Origin of the sequence: Psychromonas sp. Urea-02u-13, from assembly GCF_002835995.1 — a bacterium.
In the GTDB taxonomy this organism is placed as follows: Bacteria; Pseudomonadota; Gammaproteobacteria; order Enterobacterales; family Psychromonadaceae; genus Psychromonas.
The window spans coordinates 1-16841 of the sequence record NZ_PJBZ01000084.1 but is presented as its reverse complement, the minus strand read 5'-3'; the positions used below and the strand labels follow the sequence as shown (position 1 = coordinate 16841).

At 40.9% G+C, this 16841-nt stretch carries 14 protein-coding genes; 2 read left to right on the top strand and 12 right to left on the bottom strand.

Going from position 1 to position 16841, the window contains the following annotated elements; genetic code table 11:
- Position 1 precedes the first annotated feature (1 nt).
- From CXF74_RS16375 to CXF74_RS16330, 10 genes are all read right to left on the bottom strand, one after another.
- A complete protein-coding gene (locus tag CXF74_RS16375) occupies positions 2-1228 on the bottom strand; it encodes a glycosyltransferase family 2 protein (RefSeq protein WP_101083607.1) in 1227 nt (408 codons plus the stop codon).
- The gene (locus tag CXF74_RS16370; protein WP_101083606.1) at positions 1221-2321 is read right to left on the bottom strand and encodes a glycosyltransferase; all 1101 of its coding nucleotides are present in this window, start codon (positions 2319-2321) and stop codon (positions 1221-1223) included. The genes CXF74_RS16375 and CXF74_RS16370 overlap by 8 nt, the downstream gene beginning before the upstream one ends.
- A complete protein-coding gene (locus CXF74_RS16365) occupies positions 2318-3769 on the bottom strand; it encodes a GumC family protein (RefSeq protein ID WP_101083605.1) in 1452 nt (483 codons plus the stop codon). Before CXF74_RS16365 ends, CXF74_RS16370 begins: the two co-directional genes overlap by 4 nt.
- A complete protein-coding gene (locus tag CXF74_RS16360; protein WP_101083604.1) occupies positions 3766-4977 on the bottom strand; it encodes a glycosyltransferase in 1212 nt (403 codons plus the stop codon). The genes CXF74_RS16365 and CXF74_RS16360 overlap by 4 nt, the downstream gene beginning before the upstream one ends.
- Position 4978: 1 nt before the next feature.
- Positions 4979-5713, bottom strand: coding sequence for an acyltransferase (locus CXF74_RS16355; RefSeq protein ID WP_101083620.1), 735 nt, complete (start codon positions 5711-5713; stop codon positions 4979-4981).
- 286 nt (positions 5714-5999) lie between these two features.
- Positions 6000-7463 (bottom strand): O-antigen ligase family protein, encoded by a 1464-nt coding sequence (locus CXF74_RS16350; RefSeq protein WP_101083603.1) that lies wholly within the window; start codon positions 7461-7463, stop codon positions 6000-6002.
- On the bottom strand, positions 7460-8884 hold the full coding sequence (locus CXF74_RS16345) for a lipopolysaccharide biosynthesis protein (protein WP_101083602.1): 1425 nt from the start codon (positions 8882-8884) through the stop codon (positions 7460-7462). Before CXF74_RS16345 ends, CXF74_RS16350 begins: the two co-directional genes overlap by 4 nt.
- 3 nt (positions 8885-8887) lie before the next feature.
- On the bottom strand, positions 8888-10018 hold the full coding sequence (locus CXF74_RS16340) for a glycosyltransferase family 4 protein (RefSeq protein ID WP_101083601.1): 1131 nt from the start codon (positions 10016-10018) through the stop codon (positions 8888-8890).
- Positions 10008-11246, bottom strand: coding sequence for a glycosyltransferase family 4 protein (locus CXF74_RS16335; protein WP_101083600.1), 1239 nt, complete (start codon positions 11244-11246; stop codon positions 10008-10010). The genes CXF74_RS16340 and CXF74_RS16335 overlap by 11 nt, the downstream gene beginning before the upstream one ends.
- A gap of 416 nt (positions 11247-11662) precedes the next feature.
- On the bottom strand, positions 11663-12673 hold the full coding sequence (locus CXF74_RS16330) for a glycosyltransferase family 4 protein (protein ID WP_101083599.1): 1011 nt from the start codon (positions 12671-12673) through the stop codon (positions 11663-11665).
- 421 nt (positions 12674-13094) lie between these two features.
- Between CXF74_RS16330 and CXF74_RS16325 the strand changes: the two genes are divergently transcribed.
- Positions 13095-15356 carry an LruC domain-containing protein gene (locus CXF74_RS16325; protein WP_101083598.1) on the top strand — a complete coding sequence of 754 codons (2262 nt, stop codon included), beginning with the start codon at positions 13095-13097 and terminating at the stop codon, positions 15354-15356.
- 28 nt (positions 15357-15384) lie between these two features.
- Positions 15385-15903 (top strand): hypothetical protein, encoded by a 519-nt coding sequence (locus CXF74_RS16320; protein WP_101083597.1) that lies wholly within the window; start codon positions 15385-15387, stop codon positions 15901-15903.
- Positions 15904-16033: 130 nt separating this feature from the next.
- On the opposite strand, the gene CXF74_RS16315 is transcribed toward CXF74_RS16320, so the two are convergent.
- Both CXF74_RS16315 and CXF74_RS16310 read right to left on the bottom strand, forming a co-directional pair.
- The gene (locus CXF74_RS16315; RefSeq protein ID WP_101083596.1) at positions 16034-16252 is read right to left on the bottom strand and encodes a DUF6500 family protein; all 219 of its coding nucleotides are present in this window, start codon (positions 16250-16252) and stop codon (positions 16034-16036) included.
- A gap of 105 nt (positions 16253-16357) precedes the next feature.
- Positions 16358-16841 (bottom strand): IS630 family transposase (locus tag CXF74_RS16310; protein WP_157822435.1); only part of this gene is annotated, 484 nt, incomplete at its 5' end.

Genomic DNA, 16841 nt, shown 5'->3' with positions numbered 1-16841 from the left:
CTTAGTTAATTTTTGTCCAGCGATCACCGTCAAGGTGTAAAACATAACGTATTGTGCCAATCAACCCGGCAACATGACCGCCCACTAAATACCCCAATAAACGACTGACTTTGTTGCTCTGTTTCGGTTTCATTAATAACTGCCAGCTTGCTAGGCCATAAAGCATTAGTTGCGCTACGGCTAACGCTAAAAACAGTAAATAATGCGAGGCTAATAATAAACAACCCAGCAAACTAATAATCATTAAAAAAGGCATTAATACACGTAAAGCTTTTCCTGAAATAAAAGCAAAAGCGACCCCTTTATAACGGGGTAAAAGTAACATTTTAAGGCGTAAGAGTTGTTGAACATTACCGGCTGCAATACGGCGACGGCGCATATGATCTTGGTCATCACTGGATTTTTCTAGCTCTAACGCATTAATGCTGTTTTCATAATCTGCTCGGTATCCAGCGGCTACAATTTTCATCGGTAAAATAAAATCATCATTGATAGTATCGCTAGCAAGTGGTTCAAATAACTCACGACGAAAAAGATAAAAAGCCCCGTGTGCGCCTAGTGTTGATCCAAGAGCAGCTTCACTTATTTTTATTTCACTTTGGTAATCCCAATACGCTTGTTCACCTGCTGAGCCCGGCGTTAATAACCGATAATGTCCATTTAACACACCGATTTTTGGATCTTTAAAGCGGTTAGCTGCAATCATTAATGCATCAATTGAAATCAAAGCCGAGGTATCTGTTAACGCCACTAAATCACACTTTAATGTTGGTAATAACTCATTAAGCAGTGCTATTTTTCCTCGATTAATCTGAAAATTAATAATGGTAATCGCGAGCTCTGCACATTCAGGTTCAGCAGCTGTCGCCTTTGCAATGGCATAGGTTTTATCTTGGCATCCATCACAACCAATAATCACCTGTAGATGTCCGCTTGGGTAATCTAAGGCGGCTAGATTACGAATTTTCTCTGCAATCCATTGTGCTTCGTTATAAGCAGGTACCACAATCGCGATATTAGGCAAGTCGTTATCTTTATTTGAACAGGTATATTGACGCGCGGCTGGTGGGTTAACGGATTGTCCGTTTGTTTGTTGTTGCTGTTGTTGATGTTGATGCAGCTGCGCAGATTGTTTTTTAAATAACTTCAAAATAAGTGGGTAACCCAAATGATGATAGATCACTAAAAAACCACTGATCAGCGTGAGTATTATTATCATATTATCCATGACAAACTCCCTGTGTGGTTAACGCATTACGCAGTGAAACATAAGCACTGACCATGCTTTTTACATTGGCATTTTGCTGTACAAAAACACGTGGCATAGCCGGTTTTCTATTATTAAGCATTTCCAATAAGACTAAGGCCATTGCATTGGCATCTTTAGCCTTAACCAAACGACCACTCTCGGGGCTTAACGTTTCTTTAGAAGCGCCCACATCAGTGACTAATGTGGCGATGTTACAAGATTGCGCTTCTAACGATGACAAAGGAAAACCTTCGTTTAATGACGGTAAACAAAATAGGTCTAAAGATTGATAAAAAGTCGCCATCGCATCTATGTGCCCTAAAAAATGCACTCTCTCCTGCAAGCCATGCTTAATGACTAATTTGCGTAAGCTATTTTCACAGCTTCCCGACCCCGCTAATGCAACATGCACCTCAAGGGGTAATCGACTTAATGCATCAATTAATACATGCTGACCTTTTACCGTTTCCATACGTCCACTGCAACCAATCAACTTGATTTGTTGAGGTAAACTGAAGGTAGCGCGCGCCATGACTTTATTGCCAGGTGAAAAATAATCGCTATCAATACCGTTATGAATAACATTAATGGTTTGTTTGCATTGCAGATGTTGCTGCATATGATTTGCGACCATTTTTGCATCTGCAACTAAAATAGGTTGCACACATTTAATCACCATTCGCTGTACTAAACGGCGTTTTGTATTCGCTAAATGCCATGCGTCATGTTCCGTATGAATACGCTGTTTAACCCCCGCCAAGCGTGCCGCTAACCCCGCGTAAACAAGCGGGCCAATATGATGGGTATGCACGGCATAAACGTTCTTTTGTTTAATTAAATCGATGAGTTGTTTGATTAATGCTGGCTGTAAACCGGGCTGTTTATCCAAAAAGATGAGTTGCTCTTTAAATTGGCTCAGTTTTGGCCAATTTTTAACTGCTTGTTGGTATGTGCCCTCAAGGCTAACAATAAACGTAACTTCATTGCTCGGTGCAAACTGCGTTAAGTCCAAGGCAATGCTTTCAATGCCGCCGGGGCGTAAATGTTGCACAACTTGTATGATCGTTTTCATGAAATATCTCCATTACGTGTTGCCAGAGCAACATAAGGAATACGTGTTAATACTGGGATTTCTGTTAGTTCTTCTAATTGGCTACGGCGATAAATCGAGGTATCACTTAACTCTTGAATTAGCGCAAGGCTCACGCCTAAAAATAATCCGCCTAATACACCACTGATAATAAAAAGAATGAGCGGAGGGTTTGAAGGGGAAGAAGGCGTGAAGGGGCTATCAATTATCTTAATACGTTTATCTTGCTCAAAAACACTCAATGACGCAGTAATATTGGCTTTCTCAAAACGTAATAACATGTCGTCATAAAGGTCACGTTTTACCGCGACCTCTCTTTGTAATCTTGATAACTCACTGGCATTCGCCCCGTAACCAGAAAGTTGCTGCTCAAGTAACTTAATCATCACCATTAAGCTATTAACCTCTTCTTGTAACCCTTCTACCTTGCCACTGGTTTTTTGCATGGTTTGTAATTGAGTAATTAACAAAGGCTGTTTTTTAGGATCGTTGCTACTTTGGTAATTACTGCCAATGGCCCAAAGTTTGTCGATATTAATCGCTTCATCTGTTGTGCCTAATAATTGCTGTCTTTCCTGCTCTAGGCGCTGTAATTTTCTTTTTGCGGTAATAACCTTGCTGTGTTGCTCGGTATAACGGGCACGCAATAATGAAATTTCTCCTTGCAGACGCACAATGTTTTGCTCAATAAGGCTTAACACCGGATTAGTTTTTGATAATTGTTGATTGATGCTACCTAAACTACGCGAAGCCCCCGCTAACTCGGCTTGCTTCTCTGCCAAACCTTGCTTCATTTGTGCAAGACGATTGACATTAGTGAGGTATAACTCGGGTAACTCTTCTGCATACTTGTCTTTAAATCTCGCCATCGCCGTTTCCGCTTTATCTAACTCTAACTGACGGTTTTTAAGATGCTCAGCTAAAAAGGCACTGGAATCGGTCATTGATGAACGCTCGGGCGCTAATACCTGTTCAATAAAATGATCACTGACCACCTCTAACATGGACTTCATACCTTTTGGGTCATCCGCGCGATAATCAATGCGAATTAAGTCTTTACCCACCATGTTGATGGTCAATGCGTTAGACAACTCATTAATCACTTGGTCATGTTTTTGAGGTGTTGATTGCGCTGTGATTAACCCCTGTTGCAACGCCACTGAACCTAAAATATGACGGCTATGTAATAGGATTTTCAAGGAATTGATACGCTCTTTAAGCATCGCTGAAACGGCTAAATCTTCTAAAAATGGGTTTAGCTTAGCGGTTTCCTGCAACAACATACTGGTATGTGCAGTGTATTTTTTATCACTCAACTGACTCATTAACACCGCAAAAATAGGCAATATAAGCATCGGAATAAAAATCGTATAACGGCGACGCCACGCCCCCGCTAATAGATAATAAAACTGGAAGTAGAGGTTATTCATAATTCACCCAACCAGTGAGACAATTTATTCGCGCGGGCTTGCCAACTTTTTTGCGCCACCACATCACGTAAAACAGTAGAGAATTGAGCTAACGATTGAACGTGCTGACTGTCTAATAACGCTTCAACCATCGCATCACTGTTATTAGCAATTTGCACTAAACCACGATAAGCATCTATCGCCGGAAAATGGGTGCTGATAATAGGTCGGCCAGCGGCTAGGTATTCTTTTAATTTTAATGGGTTACAGGCTCTAATTTGTGCATTATCACAAAAGGGTAATAATGATGCCGTCCAATGTTGGCTGTAACTAGGTAATAGATGATGTTCACGTTCGCCTAATAAAGTCACATTCTCTAAGGCACTGATTAAGCTGATATCAACCACCGCTTTACCAATAAAAACAAAGTGCCATTGTGGGAGTTTTAAAATGGTTTCACGTAATAAAGGCAAGTCTAACCATTGTGAAATACTGCCGTAAAAACCTGCAATAGGACGCCCATCATCGGGTAGATCATTTGCGCGTGGAGTCGCTGTTGAAAATAGTTTGTAATCAACGCCATGAGTTAATAGTTGGGTATTGTGTTTAGGAAAGTGCGTCACTAACTTAGGGCTTGCCGCTAATATTAAATCCGCTTTTTCAGATAACTCTTGTTCACGTAATGCGACCGTATTATGGTCCACTCCCGCTAAACCAGAAAAATCATCACCACAATAATAAACCAAACCGGACTCACCTAAGTGACCACTAAAATCAACGGCCGTCGGTAAAGAAACCCATAACAAGGGAGAGTCTAATTGTGCTTTTTTGATGATTGGTTTAATTTGTAATAACAATAATTGGCGGGCGATAAAACGTGCAAACTGGCTACGTGGCGCAGGAAGAGTACGTGGGTTAACCACATAAAAATCATGATTTGAATTAGCTTGCTCTAAATGCTTGCTTTCTGAATGATCACTCTCTAAAGAAGCGCTTTCATTACTTGCTGTTATCGTATTATTCTTTTCACTCTTATTCTTTTCAGTATGACTTGCACTTAATTTCATCCAAAGGCGCTTGGCATCTTGCCAATTTAAAGTTGGCTGGCGTAAACCGATTGAGTTAATCCACACGACTTTACGTGTTGTAGCCAGCTGTTTGATTAAATGCTGCGTGCTACTTGGTAGCCCCTGCCAGTCTTCAGCGAAAACAATCAGATCATGATGCATATTATTTCGCCTCACTGTTGTGTGTTTTGAGGCTGCGAATGACTTTAGCGGGAATGCCCCCCGCCAATACCATTGCCGGTAAATCATGTGTCACTACACTGCCCGCAGCTACAATCGTTCCTTGGCCAATACGCACGCCTGCCATCACCGAAACGCCTGTTGCTAACCACACGTCATCTTCAAGGATAATCTCACCAACCTGCGAATCTAATTCAGGCAAACCTTTAGCGCGATCAGTCGGGTCTAATGGATGGCCTGGATAGCCGGCTAATATCGTGCGCCCTGCAATACGCACGTTATTACCTATTTGCACAGTGTTGCCAACAGCAATCGTTGTCATCCAACCAATATCAACGTTATTACCAACGGTTAAGGTGGGCACTATGTTACCGGTCGTACGCCCTGAAAAAGTGGATTGTCCAGAAACGCGGCAGTTATCACCAATGCTAATTTGTACCGGACCACTGATAAAAGGTAACCCGCCATAAAGATTCAGATATTTACCCAATGATTGAACACGCCCTTTAAACAAAGGTGTCCAGCATAAAATACGCATGATATGTGCAATCAGGTTGCGCGTAAAAATGAACGCAGAATAGACAAGACGTAATATAAATTTAGGGGCAGGAAGTTCAAGATGCAGTACCGCTTTAAGCGATTTAAAGATAACTTTAGCAATGGGATTAGGACTTGTTTTTAACCACTGTTTACTTTGGTTTATTGTAAATGCTTTCATAAATAACCACTCCCCATTTGCTAATCTGATATTTAATTTATCGTATGACCACATAGCAGAGGTATTGCAGAGAACGCGCCAACTTTAATCTTAATAAAATTCAATAAGTTAAGTATTCACTCTCATTTTGAGAGTGTATTTGAGTAGTAATTTGCAAAGCACATTCGCAAATTGCAATTAAGGAAAGCAGTAAAGAAAGAAGCGAAACATTAAAAATATAACCACGAAGCGCTTCGCTACACAGAGGACACGAAGAAAATCCTAAAAAGGATTAAGTTTTAAGGTTTTAACCTTCCTCTTTCTTCGTGCCTTCGTGGTTAATTGCTTTTGTCTTTTTCTGAAATTTTCTATCAAGCGGTGATTTCTTGGTTATGGCATCAGTCGGTAAATGGCTATCACACCAATGGGCAATCGCAATCACTAGGGCTGCTAAAATATAAATAGGCCAAGTAAAACCTTGAGTCAGAAAAGTCGCAGAGACAATGGTGCCAATTAACCCTGCAAACACCGCTTGCGCCATGCCATAAATGGCGGGAGAGACCAAGTCTGAGTGTGTTTCGATCCGTTTTAAGCTGGTCATGACACTTTTAATTAATAATACAATACAGGCAATAAAAACGATGAGTCCTAAAAATCCCGTTTCCGCTAATATGCCAAACCACGTACTGTGCACCGCATGGTTTAAGCCATCCCAATGCTGGCTGTAATAATAATAATTAGAATAGAAGTTATTAAGGCCCACCCCAGTTAATGGATTATCAACCGCCATACCAAAGGCGGCCTCCCAGGCATATAAACGCCCCATTGCCGAGGCATCAATGCCATCTTCAGCAGCGCCACCTGATTCACGCCCCGAAATACCCGCAAAAATAAATAACAAGGCGGCCCCTATAATAATCACAGTAAAAAAAAGCGTTTTAGATTTGATTTTTCGATAACCAAAAACGCCAAAGATACTCAACATACCTAATAACCCGCCACGACTTTGTGTGGCAATAATGGCAAAAAACAGGACCAGTAAACTCACCGCACCCAGTGTTTTATTAAACCAGCCCATGTTGTTGGTAAAGAACAAACTGCAGGCAAACGCCACCGGAAACATTAATACCAACGCGAGATCATTCGGGTCGCCTAATACCGAGCCAATAGCACGTCCAATAGTAACCCGCGTCCCTTCCACCAAACCAATGCCGTTAACCTGGTTTGAAAGCGCAACAAGGCCCACCAGCATGCCAAAGAGCGTGATTAATCGACAACTTAAGGCAAAGTCTTTTTCACTACGCGAAAGCCATGCCACGGCATAGGTCATGATAATAATTTTCCAATAAATGATTTTGAAATACTCTATTGCAACGCCTCGATTACTGGCGAGTATCACCCCAATGAATACCAGCACAAAAAATAGTGTTAATACGCTTAACTCTGGACGCCAATAAACCTTAAGTTCATGTGATATCAGCGTGTGCCAGGCAAGTGCGCCTAAGGAAGCCAATGATAATAAAAGCGGAATTTTAAAATTATAAATTTGCGGCACAACTTCATGAATGCGGAAAAATGAAAAAATAATAAACAGTAAAACAAACAGAAATGGCAAACGTAATACCACTAACAACGCAATAGGTGCGAAGCCAATGACCACCAAAATAAGCGGATTAGGAATCAACGGCCACAGCATTGCAACCAACCCGCATACCAAAGTACAACTCAGTGCGGGTAATAATACTGATGGACGTTCTATTGTGTCATTCATAGTGAAACTTGCTCACCAGAAAAGCGGGGTAAACGAAATAGATGTAAATAATGCGCGCAAAATAATAAACAGATCATACTCGCGATTAAGGTAAAAAATAGGCTTAATAAACCGTTTATTTGCGTGCCTACAAATAACCACAGGGCAGCCACTAGCGCGAATATTAATAAATTGATGATCGGGTAATCTAATGGTAAATAATACTGACTGACCTTATAAAACAAGATAAAACGAATAACCTGTGCTAATAACAGAGCACCAATTAATCCCCATACTTGATATAAAGGTGTCAGCCATAACATGGCGAATAACCCTACGCTGGCACCGATGATATTAATGATTAATTGACTGTTTGTGGTACTGCCATGAAAACAGCCAATATTAAACAGCTCAACTAACTCTTTGAATAAATAAACCAATACAATCGCAAGCACATAAGCACTTGCTTGATGATAATTATCGGGTAATAAAGCAATAATTAATGAAGGAGAAATAAGGGCTACAAAAACCGAAATAGTTAATGCTAAACAACTGCCAAGTACAATCATTTTTGCGACTTGTTGCTTACCATCAATGCGCTGTAATACTTCAAAGCGACGTGGAGACCACCACATTCCAAAGGGTTGTAATAACAATATCATGGCTAATGCGAATTTAGCTGCAATACCAAATACAGCCACATCAATTAACGAGGTGTAGTCCGCGAGTACCCAACGGTCTAAGCCATTCAAAACAAAGGCCACCATGCCACTGCCGACGATAGGCAAGCTATAGACAAAAGAGTGGTAACTGGTGCGACGACTAAAATGCAACCCCGTGTCTTTAATTTGCCAATAACCCAATATTAGCGCCTGCAGAACAGCAGCCAATAACGCAGCCTCTAATATTCCAGCAACACCACGTTCGAAGATTAATAAAATAGCGACCAGTAATGCCTGTAACAATGCACGCCCACTACTAACAAAGAAAAATAATCCTGCTTTGTTATTCATTCTTAACCAAGCAAGTGGAATCGCAATACAACCCTCTAGCGCAAGCATCAACAGTACTAATCGCACTTCATAAACACTCGGTTCACCGGGGATTAAAGTAGTAAACCAAGCGGCAGCAAACCAAGCGACCAATAATGCAAAACCACCAATAATCAGTGTTAATGAAAATATTTCAGCGCTCACCTGACGTTGTTGCTGCTTGTCTTTAGCGCAACCTGCAAAACGAAATAAGGTATCTTGTAGGCCCATGCCCACAATAATGCTACCGATAATCGCCAAACTAGTAATCACCTCAAGTCGACCAAATTCAGAGGCGCTCAGATGCACGGCAATAAAGGGTAAAAGTAATAGCGACACCCCTTTCATTAAGGCAATGCTTCCCCCGTATAAACAGCTTTGTTTGACGCTATCACTTATTATAATTTTCATAGGCTAACCATTCACTAAAGTAGAATCAGGCGCACAGCGGCACAGCATTTCGATGTTCTTTTTAATGTCTTGATATTGCACAGAGGCACGATAATGTAATGCTAACTGAGCGGCGGCTTGGCCCATTTTTATCACCGTAGGCATATTCTTATTAAGCATCAGTATTTTTTGTTGCAGATCTTGTGCATTGTCAGGTTGGTATTTAATGCAGTTAATATTGTCTTCTAAAATATGATCCCAATAAGCATCATCGGCCGGAATAAGCACACACATGCCCGCCGCCATCGCTTCTAAAATTGACAGGCCAAAGGGTTCATTTTTACTGCTTGAAATGAAAATATTGGCACTGGCGCGTAACTTGTCGATATGTGCAGGGCTTTCATACCATTTCACTTTATTGAGCGATACTGGCGCGTCGGTAATCGCTAATTGAGTCGAATGGGGCTTGATATAACAAATATGTGTTTGCGGGCGCAATAACGTATCAATGCCCTTTAAAGCCTCCAGTAATAAATCTAATCCTTTCCATTTTAATAATGAGGCAGCCCAAAAAATAACCGGCGAATGTATCTGGCATTGTGTTGGCCAATCTTCATCACACAAGCCATTTTCAAATAAGCAAAAATGAGCAGGTAAGTCCTGCTCCACCGGTCCCAGTACACGTAATGTTTTATGTATTGAGCCAAGTGTGCTGTGCAGATAATAAACTTGATCCGCATGATTTAAACAACGGGCAATCGTGCGTGAGGTAGCAACAGGCCCGTGAATAAATTGAATGATATTTTGCTTTAAAAAAGGCTTAACCATGTACATGGCTAAATCAACACCGGGACCCGATGCCCCAACGGTAATATCTATTTTACCGAAGCGTAAACGTAACAATAAGAGATAAAATGCAATCACTAAATGGCGTAAAAAATAAGCGATGCCTTGCTCTTTATTTTCTAAGAATCCAAATTCAAAAAAAGACATTTTGGTAAAGTTAGCATTGCCCCAGGCTTGCTTGTCCGCCGTCAATACCGAGATACGCACCTCCTCATGGTCAAGCTGGCGTAATACATTAGCAGTGGCTACTTTTGAGCCGCCATTAAAGGGAATAGGATCAATTACAACAATATGGGTTTTATGCTTCATGGTGTTGCCCTCTTTTCATGAATCGCTGACAACCATGTACAAGTGATGTCATCCAAGATGTATTGGTATACCAAGGCGAGAATACTTCAGGGGTTTGTAATAATGTTTGGTAGGTTTGTTCAAATTGTTGGGCATTATGGCGAATGGTAAAATTTTCCAAGATATGTTTCTGCCCTGATTTTGCTAATCGATACTCTAATGAGGGTGACTGATAGAGCTTTTCAATCGCAATACTTAATGCAAAGCTGTTTTCAGGACTCACCAATAAACCTGTTTCGTTGTTTTTGACAACCTCAGGTATTCCTCCAATGTAGGGGCCCACGATAGCGAGCCCAGCTAAACTTGCCTCAGCAAATACCAAGCCAAACGCTTCTTCGCGAGCCCCAGAAACAAATAGATTCACAGTACCACGCAGAATGCCCATAACATTATCCTGCTCACCTAATAAGGTGACTTGTTGCTGTAAACCCAGTGACGCTATTTGAGCTGTAAGTGCTTCTTTTTCGGGTCCGTCCCCAATAATAAGCAGATGCATCGGCAACTGTTTTTTTAATAACAGCGCTAACGCATCAATGATTAAGTCCATGCCTTTACGTTTGATCAATGAACCCACGGCGGCAATCACAAAGGTACCGCAACTAATATTTAAGCCATGATGTAAATCGATTAAGGCTTGCTGAGATAATTTTTTATCATCGATGCCGTTAGGTATTACCTGTCTACGTGATACGGGTAAGTTATCTTGGTAGAAAGGTCTCATCACATACTGGCTCACCCCGACCACTTTACTCACGTGATAAAGCCCAAACGTTAAACGGTCACGTAATGGATAGATTGCATGAATCTGACATAATAGCGGCACATGTAACTGGCGCGCGGCAATATTTAACCATTGGCAAGGCACGGCACTATTGGCATGCACGATATCAATGTGCAACGTGGTAATTAATTGTTTCGCTTCTTTGATTAAGCGCAGGAAATTAAGCACATTAAACCGCGGTGCTTGCCAGCCCAATAAAATTGAAAAATGAGAACAAAACACTTTGATACCGAGTGCTCTGGCTTGCTGCGCCATGATGGGCTGGTTGCACCATAGAATAGGCGTGTATTTTTTCGTATCGATATTTGTCATTAAATCTAATAAGCATCGCTCACTGCCTCTTATCCAGTTATCACCGTAATGCGTAAACAAAATGTTTTTAGTGCCCGTTCTATTTTCCGTTTGCATAAAATGAACCTTATGAGGAAGTGATATAGTTAATAGAGCAAACCTTGTTCCAACTATTAAAATTTTTTATCTGATTGATTTTTATGAGTTAATTTTATTTAAGGTATTAAGTGTTAATAAATTTAAGCGCTTGCTAGTAATCTGCATTGCAAATTGCAAAAAACAAATGCGTTTGCAATTTGCGTTTTGAAATTTTAAATAGCTCGCAGAGTTTATGACTTATCACTAAGGGATAGCCTAAAAGGAAGTCATACAAGCGTGGGTTATAAGGCAGGTCTAGAGAGGCTTATAAAAGAGGACTATTGAGGGGAATTGAGGGTAATAAGAGAAGGTTCATCGTAAAAACTAGCGTAGCGTGAGTTTAGTCACAGTAGAAATAGCCTCTTATAAAACGAAACATCAAAGAGGCCGTACGCTCATATATATAGTTTTTGATATTTTTCGATTAATTTAGGAATGGCAACGTGGCTAGCGAATTGGTGATTAATTTTTTGCTGGGCGGCTAACTGAAAATTCTCTTTTTGTTGTTCGCTAAACGTCAGCCATAAATTAACTTTATTGGCTAATGTTTGCACATCATGAGGTGCGACTAACCAGCCATTTTTACCCTCGCAGATTAACTTATTTAACGCGCCAACATTAAAGGCAAGTACCGGAATACCTCTTGCCATTGCCTCTAATGCTGCCATCGGTAATCCTTCAAAACGAGATGGCATGACTAATAACCCGACCTTAGACCAGACCTGTGACATATCATCTTGTTGCCCGTGTAAGTGCATGTTTGGTGTTGCGATTTGTTGCATTTGAGTAAATAAAGGGCCACCACCATAAAGGTGGAATTCTACTTCAGGCAACAATTTTGCTATTTGTAAAAAGTAATCAGGCCCTTTTTCATCACTGACTCGGCCCACAAAAGCGACCTGTTTTCCTTGGCCAAGGGACAGCTTGCTATTATCAACAAAGTTATCAAACACCTCTGCGCCAATGGGTAAACGTGCCGCGATTTTAGGGCTGACCGCAAACACATGATTCGCCAAAAAAGCACTGCTTCGGTCTAACCAATCATAAAATGCCAATCTTCCATGGCCAATTTCGCCCGCATGATAAGTGCTGATCACCGGCATATGTAATAAACGCGCGACCACTCTGCCAATAATGCCTGCCTTATAACCATGGGTATGTAACACAGCGTGAAGTTGCGTTTTGAGTAACTTATACAATTTATTATATTGCCCATCGAGCACTGTATATTGAATACCTAATGCCTGTAAATGTTGATATAAAGGATGCGCACCATAATCTTTTAAAAACACCACACAAACATCTACCTGATGTGCATTTAACCCCTGTGCTAACTGCAACACATGAGACTCTATGCCACCTGCGTGACGGCTATCTAACAGGATCCAGACTTTAGATACATTCATACTTCCCCCTATCGCACTATGCCATGCTTGTTTCCACACGGCCTTTAGCTAACCAATGCAGCGTTCATTCATCCGCTCTACTCAATGCACTGCATAGTTAATGCCAAACAAAGCCAATCCCCCCTTTAACCCCTATAAATAACGCCTCACAGCCTCTATTAACATGATGCGGCTGAGCATTCCTTTTTAAGCGCCACCTCAAAGCAAGTAATAACGCTTAGCTGCAATGCATTGCGCTTCGCAAAATGCAATTTTGCACACTTAGAGCCTTCCACTATTTACTTTTAAAATAAAAAACAAAACCCAACAAGCCTATAAACATTGCCGTCATGGCCCTTTAATATTTATTTAAACCTGGTTGGCATACAACTTGTGTATAGCTTAGTTATCTCTGAAAAATCATAGCAAATGGAGTCACACCATGAACGATAACTATCATAACAACATCAACCAGCGCTTTAACACGCTGAGCTCAACAGGACTTAAGTCAATCATTGTCGAGATCCTGTTACTGGCCTGTATTTTGTGTTTGCTTTTATTTAGTGGCGCAAGCAAAGCAGAGGCGTTTTCAACCTGCCCAAGTAAAGCGTTTCTCTTCCAGGGTAATCCCGTTGCCAGTTACGGCATCAATCTGGTCACAGGCAACTATGACTTAATCGAAGATGATCCCGGCATTAATGCCAACATCAACGGTTTAGGGTTTGATGAGCAAGACAGATATTTATATGGCTTTGATACCTCCAACCTACAAATGGTGCGTATGGGCAGTGACTTTCAAGTTATCACACTCAACCTATCAGGATTACCCGCAGATACTACATTTTTTGTTGGTGATGTCGCAGACCATTATTATTACCTTTATCGTAAAGGAAAAGGTTTATACCGCGTTGATTTAACGCCTTTAGATAACGATGTAAACGCGCAGCTCACGGCGATAAAAATAACCACCAGCAGTAGCATTAACCTAACGGATTTTGCATTTCATCCTACAACGGGCCAGCTTTACGGCGTAGATAATGGCAGCGGTATTCTCTATCAAATTAATCCTGAAAATGGCAGCGCTATTGCACTGGGGAATAGTGGTGAAACAGGGACCTTTGGTGCGATGTATTTTGATGTTAACGGTTACTTTTATTTATCACGTAATCAAGATGGTAAAATTTATCGTATCGATTTATCGAGCTTAACCGAGGCGGCCACGCTGCCAGTCGATGAGAATTTAAGCGTGGCAGCGGTCAAGTTTGCCGATGGGCCTAGCTCTAGCCAAAATGATGGAGCACGTTGTGCAAGCGCGCCATTAATCGATGTCGATATTGCTTCAACTATCGATTTTGGTGATGCGCCGAGTAGCTATATGACGTCATTAGACAGCAACGGGCCACGTCATTTATTAGATGGCACTACCTATTTAGGCATCACTGCTCCCGATGGTGATTACGATGGTTACACAGGTGCAGATTCCGATGATAGCAGTGAAGTTAATAACACCAGTTTTGACGATGAAGATGGCGTTAACTTTGTTACCGCGTTAGAAATCGGCCTCGATTCAGTGGTCAGCGTTTACGCCTCTAATAGCGGTATATTAAATGCGTGGTTTGATTGGAATAATGACGGTGATTTTAATGATGCCAATGAACACATTTTTGCAGATGTCACTTTAGTCGCTGGCAACAATAACTTAATTTTACGTGTGCCTACCGATGCAGTTGCCAGTAGTAGCTGGAGTCGATTCCGTTTTAGCCAACAAAGTGGTTTATCATTTTTTGGTGGCAGCACCAGTGGCGAAGTAGAAGATCACCCAATCAACATCAGTGAATCAGGATTAAGTTACCGCTACCACCCAAGTGAAGGTAGCTGGTTAACTTTAGCCTATGAAGACCAATGGCCAATCAGTGATGACTACGATATGAATGATGTGGTGATGCGTTACAGAACCGTTGAAGTGATACGTGATAATGCCGTCGTACGTATTGATATTTTAGGTGAGTTACAAGCCTTAGGTGGCTATTACCACAATGGTTTTGCCGTTCATTTCCCAAGTATTGCAACATCCAATGTCAATGCACAAACCTTACGTTTATTACATAACGATATAAAACAGCAATATAGTGGCCAAAATGGGGCAACTACCTATGACATTTTAGAAGCCGATAATAGCACTAATGATGCAAATGCAGTGGTCGTCATTAGCCAAGACCTATGGAAGCAAGTCAGCAGTATCTGTAAACATTACCGTAGCGAAACAGGTTGTAATCAGAATACCTCTTTTGACTTTGAAGTTAGCATTCCCCTTATTACTCCCATTGCTTTAGATAGCATGGATGCATCCCCTTTTGACCCGTTTATTTTTGCCACGGAAGGACTTTATCATGGTGAAATATTCACCAGTCATCCTGGTCGAGGCCTAGAAATTCATTTGGTGGATCAAGCGCCCACCGAAAAATTCAACGCCGATTTTTGGGGTTTAGGTGATGATGATAGTAATCCAGAGATAGGACGTTATTTCCGTACAGCTAACAACTTGCCTTGGGCTTTAGAAGTCAGTGACCAATGGCAATGGCCAACGGAAAGAAAAGCAATCATTCTCGCTTACCCGCACTTTCAAGAATTTGTTGAATCACAAGGTCTAAACAAAAGTAACTGGCACGAAACAGAACAAGCAGCACAACAACACCTATTTTAATCTTGAACCTAATCAGTGGAGTAATATTATGTTTTTTTTAAATATAAAAAGATCAAGCTTGTTGGCAATGAGTGTATTAATGATTGGTTGTGGTGGCGGAGGCGGTGGTGGCGGAAGCGCTGCAGGCTCAGATAGCAATGCAACGGATACTAATACCGATAGCGCAATCCCATTAATCACAATCGCCAATAATAGTGGCGCAGCGGAGAGCACACAAACGGCTATCGAAATGCAAGATTTAGTCGCGTCACCTAAGTTTTTATTCACCAGTAAACAGGCAGTACAAGTCAGCGTTTCACTTTCAGAATATCAATTACAACGCGCTTATATTTCTGTTTATGGTGATTACCAACAATTACCTTCAGGTCGTTTTTATCCTGACTCAAGTAGCCGTACTGTGGCGGGTGATTTACAGCAGGGACAATTTGATAATACCTTTGTCAGCTTAACTAATCAGTCAACTTACCTTGTCGAAGTATGGTTATATGATGGCCAAGATGCTTTACAAAAAGAGCTTACGCTAAGTGATAATAAGTTACTTTGGTAAGCGCATTACATAAGCGACATTTGTAAATTCAAAAGCCATTAACCACGAAGGCACGAAGAAAAAGAAGGTTAAAGAGTAAACTCAACTTTTTGCTCTTGGTTTCTTGGTGCTCTTGTTTAACGAACCGCTATTACAGGCCCTTTTCAATCATCTCTTTAATCTTGTGTGCTTTGACAAAATGATTTAATTGATGCGTTTCAATCCACCAAGTGGCCGCTTCCATCAATAGCTCAGGTGTCTCGTTTTTATTGGCAAAAAAAGCATAAAATGAAAGGCCTACATTATCCCCTTTCATTAAAATTTTTTTATCGCACACCGCGATGGCCTTATCTCTTAATACTTGTCTCATTGTACTGCCTCATCATGCGATTCAAAGTGATCGTAATTCAATCTCAAAAATCCAAATAAGAGCTTGAAAGTAGATGACTATACCTGACACACTTCAACTTGCAGGTTAAAATCTCTGAAAGTTATCGTTAATTCTCGTATTTAAATCAGCACCAATTACAGGCAAAGTTGCATCAAAAAAGTGATTGATGCTTTCTCGAAAGGCCTTGGCAGTAGCGAAATAACGGTTATTTCTCGCATGTTCATTCATTACCTTCCACAGTCGCTCAATAGGGTTGAGATTTGGACTGTAGGGAGGAAGATAATGGAGTATTATATTAAGCTCTATTGCCTTCTCAATTACCAGATGAGAGCGATGATAACCAGCACCATCCAGCACTAAGTGAATACTTTTTTGAGTGTTATAACGTTGTTTTATTTTATCTAGAAAATCAATAATGCTGTCACCATTAATAGTCTTATATTGTGCAGTAACTGCATTCGATAAATTATTTAACTCAATGGCTCCGACTACATTTAATCGGGTTCTGCTACCGGTCGTTTCAATTGTTTTATCAACACCTGTACGTATCCAGCCTGATGTTATTTTC

Coding starts and splice junctions, on each gene's coding strand:
- CXF74_RS16320 (WP_101083597.1), top strand. CDS start 15,385: ATGTTTTTTTTAAATATAAAAAGATCAAGCTTGTTGGCAATGAGTGTA.
- CXF74_RS16360 (WP_101083604.1), bottom strand. CDS start 4,977: ATGCATCATGATCTGATTGTTTTCGCTGAAGACTGGCAGGGGCTACCA.
- CXF74_RS16330 (WP_101083599.1), bottom strand. CDS start 12,673: ATGAATGTATCTAAAGTCTGGATCCTGTTAGATAGCCGTCACGCAGGT.
- CXF74_RS16350 (WP_101083603.1), bottom strand. CDS start 7,463: ATGAATGACACAATAGAACGTCCATCAGTATTATTACCCGCACTGAGT.
- CXF74_RS16375 (WP_101083607.1), bottom strand. CDS start 1,228: ATGGATAATATGATAATAATACTCACGCTGATCAGTGGTTTTTTAGTG.
- CXF74_RS16325 (WP_101083598.1), top strand. CDS start 13,095: ATGAACGATAACTATCATAACAACATCAACCAGCGCTTTAACACGCTG.
- CXF74_RS16315 (WP_101083596.1), bottom strand. CDS start 16,252: ATGAGACAAGTATTAAGAGATAAGGCCATCGCGGTGTGCGATAAAAAA.
- CXF74_RS16355 (WP_101083620.1), bottom strand. CDS start 5,713: ATGAAAGCATTTACAATAAACCAAAGTAAACAGTGGTTAAAAACAAGT.
- CXF74_RS16370 (WP_101083606.1), bottom strand. CDS start 2,321: ATGAAAACGATCATACAAGTTGTGCAACATTTACGCCCCGGCGGCATT.
- CXF74_RS16340 (WP_101083601.1), bottom strand. CDS start 10,018: ATGAAGCATAAAACCCATATTGTTGTAATTGATCCTATTCCCTTTAAT.
- CXF74_RS16365 (WP_101083605.1), bottom strand. CDS start 3,769: ATGAATAACCTCTACTTCCAGTTTTATTATCTATTAGCGGGGGCGTGG.
- CXF74_RS16345 (WP_101083602.1), bottom strand. CDS start 8,884: ATGAAAATTATAATAAGTGATAGCGTCAAACAAAGCTGTTTATACGGG.
- CXF74_RS16335 (WP_101083600.1), bottom strand. CDS start 11,246: ATGCAAACGGAAAATAGAACGGGCACTAAAAACATTTTGTTTACGCAT.